This window comes from Pseudomonas sp. HR96 (assembly GCF_034059295.1).
In the GTDB taxonomy this organism is placed as follows: Bacteria; Pseudomonadota; Gammaproteobacteria; order Pseudomonadales; family Pseudomonadaceae; genus Aquipseudomonas.
In genome coordinates, this window is sequence record NZ_CP139141.1 from 375341 (window position 1) to 390889 (window position 15549).

Below are 15549 nucleotides of genomic sequence, written 5' to 3' on the forward strand. Positions count from 1 at the left end.
GCCAATGAACAATCCATGGTTACACCGGCTGGCGCCCTGGGCGCTGCCGGTCCTGTTGCTGCTGGCCTGGCAGCTGTCGGTGTCGGCCGGCTGGCTGTCCACGCGGATCCTGCCATCCCCTGCTGCGGTCATCGAAGCCGGCGTGAGCCTGGTGCGCAGCGGCGAGATCTGGACCCACCTGGGCATCAGCACCTGGCGCGCCGCGGTGGGCTTTGTCATCGGCGGGAGCATCGGCCTGATCCTGGGCTTCATCACCGGGCTGTCGGCCTGGGGTGAACGGTTGCTCGACAGCTCGATCCAGATGATCCGCAACGTGCCGCACCTGGCGCTGATTCCGCTGGTGATCCTGTGGTTCGGCATCGACGAGACCGCGAAGATTTTCCTGGTGGCGCTGGGCACCCTGTTCCCGATCTACCTGAATACCTACCACGGCATTCGCAACGTCGACCCGGCGTTGGTGGAGATGTCGCGCAGTTATGGGCTGTCGGGTTTCGGGCTGTTTCGCCAGGTGATCCTGCCGGGTGCGTTGCCGTCGATCCTGGTGGGTGTGCGCTTCGCCCTGGGCTTCATGTGGCTGACCCTGATCGTGGCGGAAACCATTTCGGCCAGTTCCGGTATCGGTTACCTGGCGATGAACGCTCGCGAATTCCTGCAGACCGACGTGGTGGTTCTGGCCATCGTCCTTTATGCGGTTCTCGGCAAGCTCGCCGACCTTGCCGCCCGTGGCCTGGAGCGCGTCTGGCTGCGCTGGCATCCGGCGTACCAGGTGGTGAAGAAGACCCCGGCCACTGCTGCCGGCAGCCCCTCGGTAAAAAGGAGCGCCGCATGACCGTGCTCAGAGAACAACCGCCGCATCTGTTGCGCGGCATACCCCTGGCCGCGCGCAAGCTGCGCAAGGCGTTCGGCGAGCGCGAAGTGCTGCGCGAGATCGATCTGCACATCCCGGCCGGGCAATTCGTCGCCATCGTCGGCCGAAGCGGCTGCGGCAAGAGTACCTTGCTGCGCCTGCTGGCCGGTCTCGACCAACCCAGCAGCGGGCAATTGCTGGCCGGCACCGCCGCGCTCAGCGAGGCGCGCGAAGACACCCGGCTGATGTTCCAGGAGGCGCGTCTGCTGCCCTGGAAAAAGGTCATCGACAACGTCGGCCTGGGCCTCAAGGGCGACTGGCGCCCCCAGGCGCTGCAAGCCCTGGAAGCCGTGGGGCTGGCGGAACGGGCCCATGAATGGCCGACCGCGCTGTCCGGCGGCCAGAAGCAACGGGTGGCCCTGGCTCGCGCCCTGATCCACAAGCCGCGGCTGCTGTTGCTGGACGAGCCGCTGGGCGCACTGGACGCCTTGACCCGGATCGAGATGCAGCAGTTGATCGAACGCCTGTGGCAACAGCATGGCTTCACGGTGTTGCTGGTGACCCACGACGTCAGCGAAGCGGTGGCGGTCGCCGATCGGGTGATCCTGATCGAGGAGGGCGAAGTGGGCCTCGACCTGTTGGTCGACCTGCCGCGCCCCCGCGCCCGCGGTTCGCATCGCCTGGCCTCGCTGGAAGCGCAGGTGCTGCACCGGGTGCTGGCCCTGCCGGGCAACCCACCCGACCCGGAGCCGACCTCACCCTTGCCCACCCAACTGCGCTGGGCGCTTTAATTCATTACCTGGAGGACTACCCCATGAGCATCAAAGCGATCAACGTACGCAACCAGTTCAAAGGCACCGTCAAGGAAATCATCGAGGGGCCGGTGCTGTCGGAAATCGACGTGCAGACGGCCTCGGGCATCGTCACCTCGGTGATCACCACCCGCTCGGTCAAGGAGCTGGAGTTGGTGGTGGGCAGTGAGGTGATTGCCTTCGTCAAGTCGACGGAAGTGTCGATCGCCAAGCTTTGACCGCTCGCGGTCAAGCCCGCTCCCACGATTGTCCTGGTCGTCAGGCGGTCGCGCGGCGAGCCAGAAAAGGTGGCAGATACAACCCCAGATACGCATCGAACACGCGCATGCCTTCCTCGGCCATGCGCGGGGTGATGTGCCCGTGCAGCTGCATGGACCGCGCATACACGCGGTCCCCCAGTTCCATGGCCAGCGCGAACACGTCGACTTCGTCCGGCAGGCGCGGCAGTTCGAAGTGGCGGTCGAACAGCTGGTGCATCAGCTTGCCCAGCTCCAGGTCGTGCTGGCGGTCGGCCTGGGTCACTTCACTGAGCCCATGCTGCGCCAGGATCAACTGGCGCGCGGCCGCATCCTCTTCGTAGATATCCAGCATGCGTTGCTCGACCAGGCGTGAAAGATCACGCCAATCGCGCATGCGGGCGATATCGATGGGGGCCTGCAGGCAGGCACGAAACGCCGCGTGCACGTCGGCGGTGAGCGCCTCGAGCAGGGCCTGGACGCTGGCGAAGAAATGGTAGACGGAGGAGGGCGGGATGCCGGCCCGGTCGGCAACGCTGTAGATCGACAGGCTGCCGACCCCTTCGCTGGCCAGCAGCACCCGTGCGGCATCGAGGATGGTGTCGATGCGCGCCTGACTGCGCGCTCGGGGTTTGCGGGGCGTGACGGTGCGCGTCATGGCGATCTCCTGGCAGGGCCGCGAAGATTATACATATCGCATTGATGGCCCGGGGGCTGTGACGCCCCCGGGCAGCACGCACTAGACGGTGTGCAGATACCAGTTGTACTCAAGGTCGGAGATGGAGTGTTCGAACTCCTCCAGCTCGCTTTCCTTGCAGGCGACAAAAATGTCGATGTACTTGGGATCGATATACCGAGCGAGGATTTCGCTGTCGTCCAACTCGCGCAGGGCATCGCGCAGGTTGTTTGGCAGGCTCTGCTCGTTCTGCTCGTAGGAGTTGCCTTCCACCGGCTCGTTCGGCTCGACCTTGTTGGTCAAACCGTGGTGCACGCCGGCCAGGACCGCCGCCATCAGCAGGTAGGGGTTGGCATCCGCCCCGGCTACGCGGTGCTCCAGGCGCACGGCGTCCGGTGTGCCGGTCGGTACGCGCAGGGCCACGGTGCGGTTGTCCAGGCCCCAGCAGGGCGAGTTCGGCACATAGAACTGCGCGCCGAAACGGCGGTACGAGTTGACGTTGGGGCAGAGGAAGGCCATCGACGCGGGCAGGGTCTCGAGCACACCGCCGATTGCGTGACGCAATGCGGCGTTCTGCTCGGGATCCTCGCTGGTAAAGATGTTGCGACCGTCTTTATCCAGCACCGAGATATGCACATGCAGGCCATTGCCAGCCTGGCCGGGGTACGGCTTGGCCATGAAGGTGGTGTCCATCTCATGGTCGTAGGCGATGTTCTTGATCAGGCGCTTGAGCAGTACCGCGTAATCGCAGGCCTTCATCGGGTCGGCGACGTGATGCAGGTTGACCTCGAACTGCGCCGGGGCGCTTTCCTTGACGATCGCGTCGGCCGGGATGCCCTGCTCCTTGGCCCCTTCGAGGATGTCCTGCAGGCAGTCGACGTATTCGTCGAGGTCGTCGATCAGGTAGACCTGAGTCGAGTGCGGACGCTTGCCGGAAATCGGCGAGCGTGGCGGCTGCGGCCGGCCGTTCACGTTCTCCTGGTCGATCAGATAGAACTCCAGCTCGAATGCGGCGCAGATGGTCAGGCCCAGCTCGTCGAACTTGCTCACCACCTGGCGCAGCACTTCACGCGGGTCGGCGAAGAACGGCTCGCCTTCGAGCTCGTGCATGGTCATCAGCAGCTGCGCGGTCGGGCGCTTCTGCCAAGGCTCATTGGAGAGGGTGTCAGGGATGGGATAGCAGATGCGGTCGGCGTCGCCGATGTCCAGACCCAGGCCGGTGCTTTCCACCGTGGAGCCGTTGATGTCCAGGGCGAACAGCGAGGCCGGCAGGTTGATGCCTTTCTCGTAAACCTTGTGGAGGCTGGTGCGTTCGATTCGTTTGCCACGAACGACACCGTTCATATCTGCAATCAGAAGGTCGACGTACAGAACCTCAGGATGTTCCTTAAGGAATGCGTTCGCTTCGTTAAGCTGAACGGCACGCGGGGGTACCGACATGATGCAACACCTTTGTTGTTAAAAATATCAATCATTGGGCTTGAGCTGGTTCAGTCAATCCGAAAGCCATACTGAAGTCAAGCAAGCCCAGTTTTGCCCTGAAAGGGCGCTCAAAAGCCATTTTTGCATCAACTTGGGGCATTCAGGCGGCTGCCACGCGGGTCGCAGTTCGCCTGTAAATCAGCCCGTGTTGTATTTTTTACGGGGGTGTTGTGAAAAAAAATGAACAAGGCTAAGCTCGATCGCAACCCATAACAGCAATAATACCGGGGGTTCACATGTATCGCCTGGCTTCACTCGGCGCTCGCCGATGCCCTCGGTGGTTTTCGCTGGCACCTGCCCGCAACCGTCCGGACTCCCCTCGGTCAACCGACCTTCAAGCCAGTGTTGCCCGCCATGGTCGAACTGCAAGCGCCTTGCCGCTCATCCTGACGCCTTCCCCGAACACTCGCCAGCCGGCCGATATAATTGACGCCCTGCCAGCCCGCAGCTCCAGGCCGCAGCCTCAACCCTACCACGATACTAGCTCTGCGTCGGGCCTTGCGCACTGCGCGCGGCAAGCCTTTTGCACCTTCGCCGCCAGGCCCGGAGGTGTCGCGGGCGCTTGAGGCCGGGCTTCACGCCTTTGCCTTGGCATCCTGCTACCTTACAAGCAGCAACAATAAACGACGCACTCGCGTCTCAGCGCCTGGCTACTTGCCGAGCCGGCAGATGGGCTATATAGACAGCTACCTCCTGAGGTCTTTATGAGTAACAACCTCGACCAGCTCACCGATTGGTTGAAAGAACACAAGATCACCGAAGTCGAATGCCTGATCGCCGACCTCACCGGGATCACCCGCGGCAAGATCTCCCCCACCAACAAATTCATTGCCGAAAAGGGCATGCGCCTGCCCGAGAGCGTGCTGCTGCAGACGGTGACCGGCGACTACGTGGAGGACGACATCTACTACGAGCTGCTCGACCCCGCCGACATCGACATGATCTGCCGCCCCGACGAGAACGCGGTGTTTCTCGTGCCCTGGGCCATCGAGCCCACCGCGCAGGTGATCCACGACACCTACGACAAGCAGGGCAACCCCATCGAGCTGTCGCCACGCAACGTGCTCAAGAAGGTCCTCAAGCTGTATGCCGACCGTGGCTGGCAGCCGATCGTGGCGCCGGAGATGGAGTTCTACCTGACCAAGCGCCACGAAGACCCGGACTTTCCGCTGGAACCGCCGATTGGCCGCTCCGGGCGCCCGGAGACGGGCCGGCAGTCGTTCTCCATCGAGGCCGCCAACGAATTCGACCCGCTGTTCGAGGACGTCTACGACTGGTGCGAAGCACAGCACCTGGACCTCGATACGCTGATCCATGAAGACGGCACCGCGCAGATGGAGATCAACTTCCGGCACGGCAACGCCCTGCACCTGGCCGATCAGATCTTGGTGTTCAAACGCACCATGCGCGAGGCTGCGCTCAAGCACAACGTGGCCGCCACCTTCATGGCCAAGCCCATGACCGGCGAGCCGGGCAGCGCCATGCACCTGCACCAGAGCATCATCGACCTGCACACCGGCAAAAACATCTTCTCCAACGAAGAAGGCGGCATGAGCCAGCTGTTCCTGCACCACATCGGCGGCCTGCAGCGCTTCATCCCGGAACTGCTGCCGCTGTTCGCGCCCAACGTCAACTCGTTCCGCCGCTTCCTGCCCGACACCTCGGCGCCGGTCAACGTCGAGTGGGGCGAAGAGAACCGCACCGTAGGCCTGCGCGTACCGGATGCCGGCCCGCAGAACCGCCGGGTCGAAAACCGCCTGCCGGGCGCCGACGCCAACCCCTACCTGGCCATCGCCGCCAGCCTGCTGTGCGGCTACATCGGCATGGTCGAGGGCATCAACCCCAGCGCGCCGGTGCAGGGCCGCGGCTACGAGCGGCGCAACCTGCGCCTGCCGCTGACCATCGAGGATGCGCTGGAACGTATGGAAAACAGCAAGACGATCGAGAAATACCTGGGCAAGAAATTCATCGTCGGCTATGTCGCGGTCAAGCGTGCCGAGCATGAAAACTTCAAGCGCGTGATCAGCTCGTGGGAACGCGAGTTCCTGCTGTTCGCGGTGTGATGCGCGCCGTCTCAAACAAAACGCGCCGTCTCAAACAAGGAGTCGAAAAATGACCACCCGCAACCCGCAAACCCTCGCCTGGCAAGCCCTCAGCGGCGAGCATCACCTGGCGCCCTTCAGCGACTATAAACAGCTGAAGGAAAAGGGCCCGCGGATCATCACCAAGGCGCAGGGCGTGCACCTCTGGGACAGCGAGGGCAACAAGATCCTCGATGGCATGGCCGGCCTCTGGTGCGTCGCCATCGGCTATGGCCGCGAAGAGCTGGCCGATGCGGCCAGCAAGCAGATGCGCGAGCTGCCGTACTACAACCTGTTCTTCCAGACGGCCCACCCGCCGGCACTGGAGCTGGCCAAGGCGGTCGCCGACGTGGCGCCGGCCGGCATGAACCATGTGTTCTTCACCGGCTCCGGCTCCGAAGGCAACGACACCGTGCTGCGTCTGGTTCGCCACTACTGGGCGCTCAAGGGCCAGCCGCAGAAGAAGGTCATCATCAGCCGCATCAACGGTTACCACGGCTCCACCGTGGCCGGCGCCAGCCTGGGCGGCATGAGCGGCATGCACGAGCAGGGCGACCTGCCGATCCCTGGCATCGTCCACATTGCCCAGCCCTACTGGTTCGGCGAGGGTGGCGAGATGAGCGCCGAGGCCTTCGGCATCTGGGCCGCCGACGAGCTCGAGAAGAAGATTCTCGAAGTGGGCGAGGACAACGTCGCGGCCTTTATCGCCGAGCCGATCCAGGGCGCCGGCGGGGTGATCATTCCACCGGACAGCTACTGGCCGCGGATCAAGGAAATCCTTGCCCGCTACGACATCCTGTTCGTCGCCGACGAGGTCATCTGCGGCTTCGGTCGCACGGGCGAATGGTTCGGCTCGGACTATTACGACCTCAAGCCGGACCTGATGACCATCGCCAAGGGCCTCACCAGCGGCTACATCCCCATGGGCGGGGTGATCGTGCGCGACGAGGTGGTCAAGGTGATCAACGAGGGCGGCGATTTCAACCACGGCTTCACCTATTCCGGGCACCCGGTGGCGGCGGCCGTGGGCCTGGAAAACATCCGCATCCTGCGCGACGAAAAAATAATCGAGCGGGTGAAAAGCGAAACGGCACCGTATTTGCAGAAACGACTGCGCGAACTCGCCGATCACCCGCTGGTGGGTGAGGTGCGTGGGCTGGGCATGCTCGGAGCGATCGAGCTGGTGGCGGACAAGGCGACCCGCCAGCGTCACGAAGGCCGGGGCGCGGGGATGATCTGCCGGCAGTTCTGCTTCGACAACGGCCTGATCATGCGCGCCGTGGGTGACACCATGATCATTGCGCCACCTTTGGTGATCAGTTTTGCCGAGATCGACGAGTTGCTGACCAAGGCACGCTTGTGCCTGGACCTGACGCTCGAAGCGATCAACGGCTAGATGCTAGGCTTGGCCTGGCACAAGCCCTGGCCACCTGGAGGCGGCCAGGGCAGATGAGTTGGCTTGTGCAGACCGCGATCAAAAAATAATTGGAGCATTACGCATGAAGATATTTGGCAAGACCCTCCTCGCCATGTCCCTTATGGGTGCGATGGCTGGCGCAGTCCACGCGGATGACAAGGTCCTGCACGTGTACAACTGGTCCGACTACATCGCGCCGGACACAGTCGAGAAGTTCGAGAAGGAGTCGGGAATCAAGGTTGTCTACGATGTGTACGACAGCAACGAAACCCTGGAAGCCAAATTGCTCGCCGGCAAGTCGGGCTATGACGTGGTGGTCCCGTCCAACAACTTCCTCGCCAAGCAGGTCAAGGCTGGCGTGTACCTGGAGCTGGACAAGTCCAAGCTGCCGAACTGGAAGAACCTGAACACTGCATTGCTCAAGGCCGTGTCGGTCAGCGACCCGGGCAACAAGCACGCCTTCCCGTACCTGTGGGGCACCATCGGCATCGGCTACAACGCCGACAAGGTCAAGGCTGCACTGGGCCCTGATGCCCCGACCAACTCCTGGGACCTGCTGTTCAAGCCCGGCAACCTCGAGAAGCTCAAGGGCTGCGGCGTGACCATGCTCGATTCGCCGACCGAGATGCTGCCGGTGGCGCTGCACTACCTGGGCCTGCCGACCGACACCCAGAAGAAGGAAGACATCGACAAGGCTCAGGCACTGTTGCTCAAGATTCGCCCGAACATCACTTACTTCCACTCGTCCAAGTACATCTCGGACCTGGCCAACGGCAACATCTGCGTGGCCGTTGGCTACTCAGGTGATATCTCCCAGGCCAAGACCCGCGCCGCCGAAGCCAAGAACAACGTGAATGTCGCCTACAGCATTCCCAAGGAAGGCGCCGGGAGCTTCTACGACATGCTGGCGATCCCGAAAGATGCCGAAAACGTCGAGGGCGCCTACAAGTTCATGAACTTCATCATGGACCCGCACAACATGGCCGACATCTCCAATGCCGTGAGCTACCCGAACGGCAACAGCGCCGCGACCGAGTTCGTCAACAAGGACATCACCAGCGACCCAGGTATCTACCCACCTGCCGACGTGATGGCCAAGTTGTACGCGATCGCCGATTTGCCCGCTGCCACCCAGCGGATCATGACCCGCGCCTGGACCACGGTTAAGTCGGGCAAGTAACTGCCCTGTCGGCGGCCGCCTGGGACGAGTGACGGACCAGGCGGCTGCGCCGAACACAATCTTTTTGCCGCAAGAGAAAAACGCAGGTAAGTTGCGCGCCGGTGGAGTTTTCCGGCAGGCCGGCTGCCGCCCACCCGAGCACTTTCGAGAGGACCTCACTTGGCTATTTCACCCCTTCGCAAGACCCTGCTGATCGCGGCAGGCCTGACCTTTGCGGTCGGTGTACAAGCGGCCTCGACCGTGCGCATCTACAATTGGTCCGACTACATCGGCGAGACCACCCTGGCCGACTTTCAGAAGGCCACGAGTATCGTCCCGGTGTACGACGTGTTCGACTCCAACGAAACCCTTGAAGGCAAGTTGCTGGCCGGGCACACCGGCTATGACGTGGTGGTGCCGTCCAACCACTTCCTTGGCAAGCAGATCAAGGCCGGCGCCTTCCAGAAACTGGACAAGGCGCAGTTGCCCAACTATTCCAACCTTGACCCGGCCTTGCTCAAGCGCCTGGAAAAAAATGACCCGGGTAACCAGTACGCCGTGCCCTATCTGTGGGGTACCAACGGCATCGGTTACAACGTGCAAAAGATCAAGGAGGTGCTGGGCGTCGACAAGATCGATTCCTGGGCCATGCTGTTCGAACCCGAGAACATCAAGAAGCTGTCCAAGTGTGGCGTGGCCTTCCTCGACTCAGCCGATGAAATGCTGCCCGCCGTGCTCAACTACATGGGCCTGAGCCCCAATTCGCAGAACCCCGAGGACTACAAGAAGGCCGAGGCCAAGCTGATGGCCGTGCGGCCCTACGTGACCTACTTCAATTCGTCGAAATACATCACCGATCTCGCCAATGGCGACATCTGCGTCGCCGCCGGCTTCTCCGGCGACGTGTTCCAGGCACGAGCCCGCGCCAAGGAGGCTGGCAAGGGTGTGAACGTCGCTTATGCGATACCCCAGGAGGGTGGCAACCTGTGGTTCGACATGCTGGCGATCCCGGCTGACGCCAAGAATGTGAAGGAGGCCCATGCCTTCATCGATTACTTGCTCAAGCCTGAGGTGATCGCCCAGGTCAGCGACTCCGTCGGCTATGCCAACCCGAACCCCAAGGCTGGGGAGCTCATGGACCAGAAAGTCCACGACGACCCGGCGGTCTACCCTCCACAGGAGGTGCTGGACAAGCTCTACGTCAACGCCGAGCTGCCACCCAATGTGCAGCGGCTGATGACGCGCAGCTGGACCCGGATCAAGTCGGGCAAGTAATCAGATGGTTTCAGGCTGGCCCATCCAGGGCCGGCTGAATGAATTTTTGTCGGGAGTTTCGCAATGGCAGTTGCCTCCAGTGCCTACAAGAAAGCCCTCGAAGGCGGCCAGCAACCCAAGCAGGTGCTGGTCAAGATCGAGCGGGTGACCAAGAAGTTCGACGAGACGGTGGCCGTGGACGACGTGTCCCTGGAAATCGGCAAGGGCGAAATCTTCGCCCTGCTCGGTGGCTCGGGGTCGGGCAAGTCCACGCTGCTGCGCATGCTGGCCGGTTTCGAGCGGCCCACCGAAGGGCGCATCTTTCTCGACGGCGTGGACATCACCGAGATGCCGCCCTACGAGCGGCCGATCAACATGATGTTCCAGTCCTATGCGCTGTTTCCGCACATGACCGTGGCCCAGAACATTGCCTTCGGCCTCAAGCAGGACAAGATTCCCGCCGCCGAAATCGACGCCCGCGTGGCCGAGATGCTCAAGCTGGTGCAGATGAGCCAGTACGCCAGGCGCAAGCCGCACCAACTGTCCGGCGGCCAGCGGCAACGCGTGGCCCTGGCCCGTTCGCTGGCCAAGCGCCCGAAATTGCTGCTGCTCGACGAACCCATGGGTGCGCTGGATAAAAAACTGCGTTCGCAGATGCAGCTGGAGCTGGTGGAAATCATCGAGCGGGTCGGCGTGACCTGCGTAATGGTGACCCACGACCAGGAAGAGGCCATGACCATGGCCCAGCGTATCGCCATCATGCACCTGGGCTGGATCGCCCAGATCGGCAGCCCCATCGACATCTATGAAACGCCCACCAGCCGCCTGGTCTGCGAGTTCATCGGCAACGTCAACCTGTTCGACGGCGAAGTGATCGAGGACATGGAAGGCCATGCGGTGATCGCCAGCCCGGAGCTCGAGCGCAACATCTACGTCGGCCACGGCGTCACTACCGCCGCCCAGGACAAGGCCGTGACCTACGCTATCCGCCCGGAGAAACTGCTGGTCACCACCGAGCAGCCGGAGGGTGACTACAACTGGTCGCGCGGCAAGGTCCACGACATCGCCTACCTGGGCGGCCATTCGGTGTTCCACGTCGAGTTGAGCTCGGGCAAGATCGTCCAGTCGTTCGTCGCCAACGCCGAGCGGCGTGGCGCACGGCCGACCTGGGATGACCAGGTGTTCGTCTGGTGGGAGAACGACAGCGGCGTGGTACTGCGCTCATGAACCTCAAACGATCCTTGAGCCGTTACCTGCCCAACGGTCGCCAGGCGGTCATCGGTGTGCCGTTCCTGTGGCTGTTCCTGTTTTTCATGCTGCCGTTCTTCATCGTGCTGAAGATCAGCTTCGCCGAAGCCGACGTCGCCATTCCGCCGTACACCGAGATCTACCAGTACGCCGAAGAGAAGATCCAGCTGGTGCTCAACCTGGCCAACTACACCATGCTGGCCGGCGACGACCTGTACATCTCGGCCTACCTCGGCTCGCTGAAAATGGCGTTGATCAGCACCATTCTCTGCCTGATCATCGGCTTTCCCATGGCCTACGCCATCTCGGTGGCGCGCAAGGAGGTGCAGACCGTCCTGTTGCTGCTGATCATGATGCCGACCTGGACGGCAATCCTGATCCGCGTCTACGCCTGGATGGGCATCCTCAGCACCAACGGGCTGCTGAACGAGTTTCTGATGTGGCTGGGCCTGATCGACCAGCCGCTGCAGATTCTCAACACCAACCTGGCGGTTTACATCGGCGTGGTCTACGCCTACCTGCCGTTCATGATCCTGCCGCTGTTCGCCAACCTGGTGAAGCATGACCAGAGCCTGCTGGAGGCCGCTGCAGACCTGGGCTCGAGCCGCTTCAACAGCTTCTGGAAGATCACCGTGCCGCTGTCGCGCAACGGCATCATCGCCGGCTGCATGCTGGTGTTCATCCCGGTGGTGGGCGAATTCGTCATCCCCGAGCTGCTGGGTGGCCCGGAAACCCTGATGATCGGCCGCGTGCTGTGGCAGGAGTTCTTCAATAACCGCGACTGGCCGGTGGCCTCGGCCCTGGCGGTGGTGATGCTGGCGATTCTGATTGTGCCGATCGTGCTGTTCAACCGCAGCCAGGCCAAGGAACTGGAGGGCAAGATATGAGAAGTTTCCGTTTCTCCAACCTGATGCTGGTGCTGGGCCTGCTGTTCATCTATGCGCCGATGGTCATCCTGGTCATCTACTCGTTCAACGCCTCCAAACTGGTGACGGTGTGGGGCGGCTGGTCGGTGAAGTGGTACGTCGGCCTGGTCGACAACACCCAGCTGATGAGCTCGGTGGGCCGCTCGCTGGAAATCGCCTGCTACACCGCCGTGGCGGCGGTGGCGCTGGGCACCATGGCAGCCTTCGTGCTGACCCGGGTGGCGCGCTTCAAGGGCCGGACCCTGTTCGGCGGCCTGGTCACCGCGCCGCTGGTCATGCCCGAGGTGATCACCGGCCTGTCGCTGTTGCTGTTGTTCGTGGCCATGGCGCAGATGATCGGCTGGCCGCAGGAACGCGGCATCGTCACCATCTGGATTGCCCACACCACCTTCTGTGCCTCCTACGTGGCGGTGGTGGTCTCGGCGCGCCTGCGCGAGTTGGACCTGTCCATCGAAGAGGCGGCCATGGACCTCGGCGCGCGCCCCTGGAAGGTGTTCTTCCTGATCACCATCCCGATGATCGCGCCATCGCTGGCGGCCGGCGGCATGATGTCCTTCGCCCTGTCGCTGGACGACCTGGTGCTGGCCAGCTTCGTCTCGGGGCCGGGTTCGACCACCTTGCCGATGGAAGTGTTCTCGGCGGTACGCCTGGGCGTGAAACCCGAGATCAACGCCATTGCCAGCCTGATTCTGCTGGCGGTGTCGATTGCCACCTTCCTGGTGTGGTTCTTCACTCGTCGAGCCGAAAACCAGCGCCGCAAGGCGATTCAACTGGCGATCGAAGAAGCGGCGGCCGACGGCTGGAAGCAGCCCGACCCACGGCGCGCGCCAGCGCCTGTGGCGGTTTGATCGAGGAAACACTGCACGGTAGGACCGGGCTTGCTCGGGAAGGGAGGCCAAATCGCTTCCCGAGCAAGCTCGGTCCTACGAGAGGTAGACCGCGTACGTCACGGCTTGGCCGAAGCCTCCCAAAGGCAATAACAGCCCACCGCCATCGTATGCGTGGCATTTACCGCCCGGCGCTCGGTCAGCGCCTGCAGCACCGGTTCGATGAAGCTGTTCGCTGAATTGCACACCGCCCCCTCGCTGTACGGCCCGAAATAGGCCAGCTGGCCACGCTGGTCCCAGATGGCTACGGCCGGGCTGGCCGGGAGGCCATCGGCACCAGGTAGCGCCTCCAACGGCTGCAACGCCGCCAGATTGTCCGGCAGTCGCGAATGCTTGCGGCCCTTTTCCATTGCATAGAATTTCACGCCCAGCGGCTGGTAGTGGGCAACCAGCTCGGCCAGGTGTTGCTGGTTGCCGACATTGCATGGGCAGGCGGCGTCCCAGAAATGCACTACCCGAATCGCTCCCGGCCCGGCCAGAGCGGCGGGCAGGTGCAGGCTGTCGCCGGTGAACAGCGTGGCGTGCTCTTCGAAGGCGCGAACGTATCGGCTCTGGAACCAGTCATACGCCAACCACAGCGTGCCGCCGCAGAGCAATGCGATGAGGCAGCTGACCAGGGTATTGCGGCGCAGCACGGGCATAGGCGGCTTCCAGGGCGAAGCGGCCAGCTTGCCATGTCTGCGCCGACAGATGAATATCGCAACGACAAATCGATCCACACACGGCGCCAGCCCTCAACGGAAGCCCTATGTCAGCCACGTTTCACCCCGAAACCCTGCGCGGCGGCCTGTTGCCCCTGGTGGCTCGCCAGCCGCTGGGCGCGCATGCTCTGAACTACCGGCAGTTCTATCGGTTGCCTGGGCATGACGGGCTGCGCAGTTGGCTGGGGCGCTTCGAGGCAGGCGGCTTCGACGTAGTCGGCCAGGTGTGGCTGCCGGCCGAACCGAAGGCGACCCTGGTGCTGGTGCATGGCTTCTACGATCACATGGGCCTCTATCGGCACGTGATCGAGTGGGCACTGGCGCGCAGCTTCGCGGTGATCTCCTGCGACCTGCCGGGGCATGGCCTGTCCAGCGGCGAGCGCGCCAGCATCCACAGCTTCGCCGAGTATCAGGCGGTGCTCGATGCCCTGCTGGTCGAGGCGCAGGCGCTGGACCTGCCGCGGCCATGGCACCTGTGCGGGCAGAGCATGGGCGGCGCCATTGTCATCGATCATTTGCTGCATGGCGCCGCCCGGAGCCCGGCGCAGGGACGCCCGATCCTGCTGGCGCCCCTGGTGCGCCCGCGCTCCTGGACCTGGTCGCGGTTGAGCTACCAGCTGCTCAAACCCTTCGTTGGCGGCCTGGCGCGGCGCTTCAGCGAAAATACCAATGACCCTGAATTCATGCCCTTCCTGCAGGCCGACCCGCTGCAACCGGTGCGCCTGCCGACTGTCTGGGTCGGCGCGCTGGTGCCGTGGATCAAGCGCATCGAGGCTGCGCCGCCGAGTGCTTGCTCGCCGCTGATTGTGCAGGGTCAACAGGACATGACCGTGGACTGGCAGCACAACTTGAGGGTGCTGGCGGGCAAGTTCAACCAGCCGCAGGTGTTGATGCTGCCACCGGCGCGGCATCACTTGGCCAATGAGATACCGGAGATCCGCCAGGCTTATTTCAACTTTCTGGATGGATATCTCTAGGCGCTACACTGCCGTTTGAGTTTGGGCAGGCAAAGCCCCCGAGAGGCCGTCAGGCCCGCTTCAAGGCTGGTTCGCCTGCCCGACCGCCAGCCCCGCTCGCACCGCTGCCAGCGCGGCCTGGTAATACGTCTTGCCCTCGGGCGATTCGGCGAAGGTCACGAACTCCTCCAGTTCCGGATCAGACAGGTCGCGGTAGACGTACAGCAGGGTGTTGTCCAGGTCGCTGCCGATCTGCTCCATCAGCCGCTCGCGCTGGCCATCGAGCACGCCCTGGGCCTGGCCGTTGCCGAACAGCCCGGGGATCATCGAACTGAGACTGTCGGCGGCGACCCCGGCGATCGCCAGGCTGACTTCGGCGCCGGCCTCGCGGGCGGGCAGGGCCTGGGCCAAGTGGCGGATCAGCAGCGCTCGGGTGGCGCTGGCGTCCATGTGCGGCAGGCCACGGGCATTCTTCGCCAGCTGGTCGCTGCGGGTGGCCAGCAGTTCGGCGGCGACGATCTTGTGCCCCAGCGGTGCCTCGAAAAAGCTCAGCGCCGGCTGTGGGTCGCTTAGGGTCTGGCGCAGTCGCGCTTCGGCGCGCTGGTCCATGGCTTGCGCGGCGAAGCGCTGGTTGCTGTTGTTGACCAGCGCCTGGAACACGGCAGGCGGCAGGCTGGCCTGGTAACGCTGCTGTGCGGCCTTGAGTGCGTCGTTGAAATGCGCGCGTTGCTCGGGCCAACCGGCGACCTTGTACAACTGGTCATGGCTGTCTGCCCAGGCGGGCATCACGCAAAACATCAGCAAGGCAACACACAAACCACGCATTGAAGACTCCTGTCGCAAGGCCGCCATTGTCCGTGTCCCGGC

Annotated in this window: 15 protein-coding genes; 11 read left to right on the forward strand and 4 right to left on the reverse strand. The window is 63.2% G+C overall.

Annotated features, from left to right (window positions below):
• The first annotated feature begins 4 nt into the window (after positions 1-4).
• Genes ssuC through SFA35_RS01765 form a run of 3 tightly spaced genes read left to right on the forward strand, consistent with a single transcriptional unit; the run spans position 5 to position 1877 of the window.
• Positions 5-829, forward strand: coding sequence for an aliphatic sulfonate ABC transporter permease SsuC (gene ssuC, locus SFA35_RS01755; RefSeq protein WP_320574556.1), 825 nt, complete (start codon positions 5-7; stop codon positions 827-829).
• A complete protein-coding gene (gene ssuB, locus SFA35_RS01760) occupies positions 826-1638 on the forward strand; it encodes an aliphatic sulfonates ABC transporter ATP-binding protein (protein ID WP_320574558.1) in 813 nt (270 codons plus the stop codon). The genes ssuC and ssuB overlap by 4 nt, the downstream gene beginning before the upstream one ends.
• A gap of 23 nt (positions 1639-1661) precedes the next feature.
• Positions 1662-1877: a TOBE domain-containing protein gene (locus tag SFA35_RS01765; RefSeq protein ID WP_213878386.1), complete on the forward strand. Its 216-nt coding sequence runs from the start codon at positions 1662-1664 to the stop codon at positions 1875-1877.
• A 40-nt stretch (positions 1878-1917) separates the two neighbouring features.
• Here the strand turns inward: SFA35_RS01765 and SFA35_RS01770 are convergent, their stop codons facing one another.
• Entirely contained in the window at positions 1918-2553 is a 636-nt protein-coding gene (locus tag SFA35_RS01770; protein ID WP_320574563.1) for a TetR/AcrR family transcriptional regulator, read from the reverse strand.
• 81 nt (positions 2554-2634) lie between these two features.
• The gene (locus SFA35_RS01775) at positions 2635-4011 is read right to left on the reverse strand and encodes a glutamine synthetase family protein (RefSeq protein WP_320574565.1); all 1377 of its coding nucleotides are present in this window, start codon (positions 4009-4011) and stop codon (positions 2635-2637) included.
• Between the two features lie 746 nt (positions 4012-4757).
• On the opposite strand from SFA35_RS01775, the gene SFA35_RS01780 reads away from it, so the two are divergent.
• From SFA35_RS01780 to SFA35_RS01810, 7 genes are all read left to right on the forward strand, one after another.
• Positions 4758-6116 (forward strand): glutamine synthetase family protein, encoded by a 1359-nt coding sequence (locus SFA35_RS01780; protein WP_320574567.1) that lies wholly within the window; start codon positions 4758-4760, stop codon positions 6114-6116.
• A gap of 49 nt (positions 6117-6165) precedes the next feature.
• Positions 6166-7530, forward strand: a complete 1365-nt coding sequence (locus SFA35_RS01785; RefSeq protein WP_320574570.1) for an aspartate aminotransferase family protein — start codon at positions 6166-6168, stop codon at positions 7528-7530.
• Between the two features lie 103 nt (positions 7531-7633).
• Positions 7634-8731: an extracellular solute-binding protein gene (locus tag SFA35_RS01790; RefSeq protein ID WP_320574572.1), complete on the forward strand. Its 1098-nt coding sequence runs from the start codon at positions 7634-7636 to the stop codon at positions 8729-8731.
• A 159-nt stretch (positions 8732-8890) separates the two neighbouring features.
• Positions 8891-9985 carry a polyamine ABC transporter substrate-binding protein gene (locus SFA35_RS01795; protein ID WP_320574574.1) on the forward strand — a complete coding sequence of 365 codons (1095 nt, stop codon included), beginning with the start codon at positions 8891-8893 and terminating at the stop codon, positions 9983-9985.
• A 63-nt stretch (positions 9986-10048) separates the two neighbouring features.
• Complete coding sequence (gene potA, locus SFA35_RS01800) at positions 10049-11191, forward strand: polyamine ABC transporter ATP-binding protein (RefSeq protein ID WP_320574576.1); 1143 nt, start codon at positions 10049-10051, stop codon at positions 11189-11191.
• 26 nt (positions 11192-11217) lie between these two features.
• On the forward strand, positions 11218-12099 hold the full coding sequence (locus SFA35_RS01805; RefSeq protein WP_320578797.1) for an ABC transporter permease subunit: 882 nt from the start codon (positions 11218-11220) through the stop codon (positions 12097-12099).
• On the forward strand, positions 12096-12986 hold the full coding sequence (locus tag SFA35_RS01810) for an ABC transporter permease subunit (protein WP_320574578.1): 891 nt from the start codon (positions 12096-12098) through the stop codon (positions 12984-12986). The genes SFA35_RS01805 and SFA35_RS01810 overlap by 4 nt, the downstream gene beginning before the upstream one ends.
• Before the next feature lie 98 nt (positions 12987-13084).
• On the opposite strand, the gene SFA35_RS01815 is transcribed toward SFA35_RS01810, so the two are convergent.
• A complete protein-coding gene (locus tag SFA35_RS01815; protein WP_320574580.1) occupies positions 13085-13666 on the reverse strand; it encodes a DUF6436 domain-containing protein in 582 nt (193 codons plus the stop codon).
• Positions 13667-13773: 107 nt separating this feature from the next.
• Here SFA35_RS01815 and SFA35_RS01820 point away from each other — a divergent pair, with 107 nt between their 5' ends.
• The gene (locus SFA35_RS01820) at positions 13774-14703 is read left to right on the forward strand and encodes an alpha/beta hydrolase (RefSeq protein WP_320574582.1); all 930 of its coding nucleotides are present in this window, start codon (positions 13774-13776) and stop codon (positions 14701-14703) included.
• 60 nt (positions 14704-14763) lie between these two features.
• Here the strand turns inward: SFA35_RS01820 and SFA35_RS01825 are convergent, their stop codons facing one another.
• On the reverse strand, positions 14764-15507 hold the full coding sequence (locus SFA35_RS01825) for a hypothetical protein (RefSeq protein ID WP_320574584.1): 744 nt from the start codon (positions 15505-15507) through the stop codon (positions 14764-14766).
• Positions 15508-15549: the final 42 nt, after the last annotated feature.

Coding starts and splice junctions, on each gene's coding strand:
- ssuC (WP_320574556.1), top strand. CDS start 5: ATGAACAATCCATGGTTACACCGGCTGGCGCCCTGGGCGCTGCCGGTC.
- ssuB (WP_320574558.1), top strand. CDS start 826: ATGACCGTGCTCAGAGAACAACCGCCGCATCTGTTGCGCGGCATACCC.
- SFA35_RS01765 (WP_213878386.1), top strand. CDS start 1,662: ATGAGCATCAAAGCGATCAACGTACGCAACCAGTTCAAAGGCACCGTC.
- SFA35_RS01770 (WP_320574563.1), bottom strand. CDS start 2,553: ATGACGCGCACCGTCACGCCCCGCAAACCCCGAGCGCGCAGTCAGGCG.
- SFA35_RS01775 (WP_320574565.1), bottom strand. CDS start 4,011: ATGTCGGTACCCCCGCGTGCCGTTCAGCTTAACGAAGCGAACGCATTC.
- SFA35_RS01780 (WP_320574567.1), top strand. CDS start 4,758: ATGAGTAACAACCTCGACCAGCTCACCGATTGGTTGAAAGAACACAAG.
- SFA35_RS01785 (WP_320574570.1), top strand. CDS start 6,166: ATGACCACCCGCAACCCGCAAACCCTCGCCTGGCAAGCCCTCAGCGGC.
- SFA35_RS01790 (WP_320574572.1), top strand. CDS start 7,634: ATGAAGATATTTGGCAAGACCCTCCTCGCCATGTCCCTTATGGGTGCG.
- potA (WP_320574576.1), top strand. CDS start 10,049: ATGGCAGTTGCCTCCAGTGCCTACAAGAAAGCCCTCGAAGGCGGCCAG.
- SFA35_RS01810 (WP_320574578.1), top strand. CDS start 12,096: ATGAGAAGTTTCCGTTTCTCCAACCTGATGCTGGTGCTGGGCCTGCTG.
- SFA35_RS01815 (WP_320574580.1), bottom strand. CDS start 13,666: ATGCCCGTGCTGCGCCGCAATACCCTGGTCAGCTGCCTCATCGCATTG.
- SFA35_RS01820 (WP_320574582.1), top strand. CDS start 13,774: ATGTCAGCCACGTTTCACCCCGAAACCCTGCGCGGCGGCCTGTTGCCC.
- SFA35_RS01825 (WP_320574584.1), bottom strand. CDS start 15,507: ATGCGTGGTTTGTGTGTTGCCTTGCTGATGTTTTGCGTGATGCCCGCC.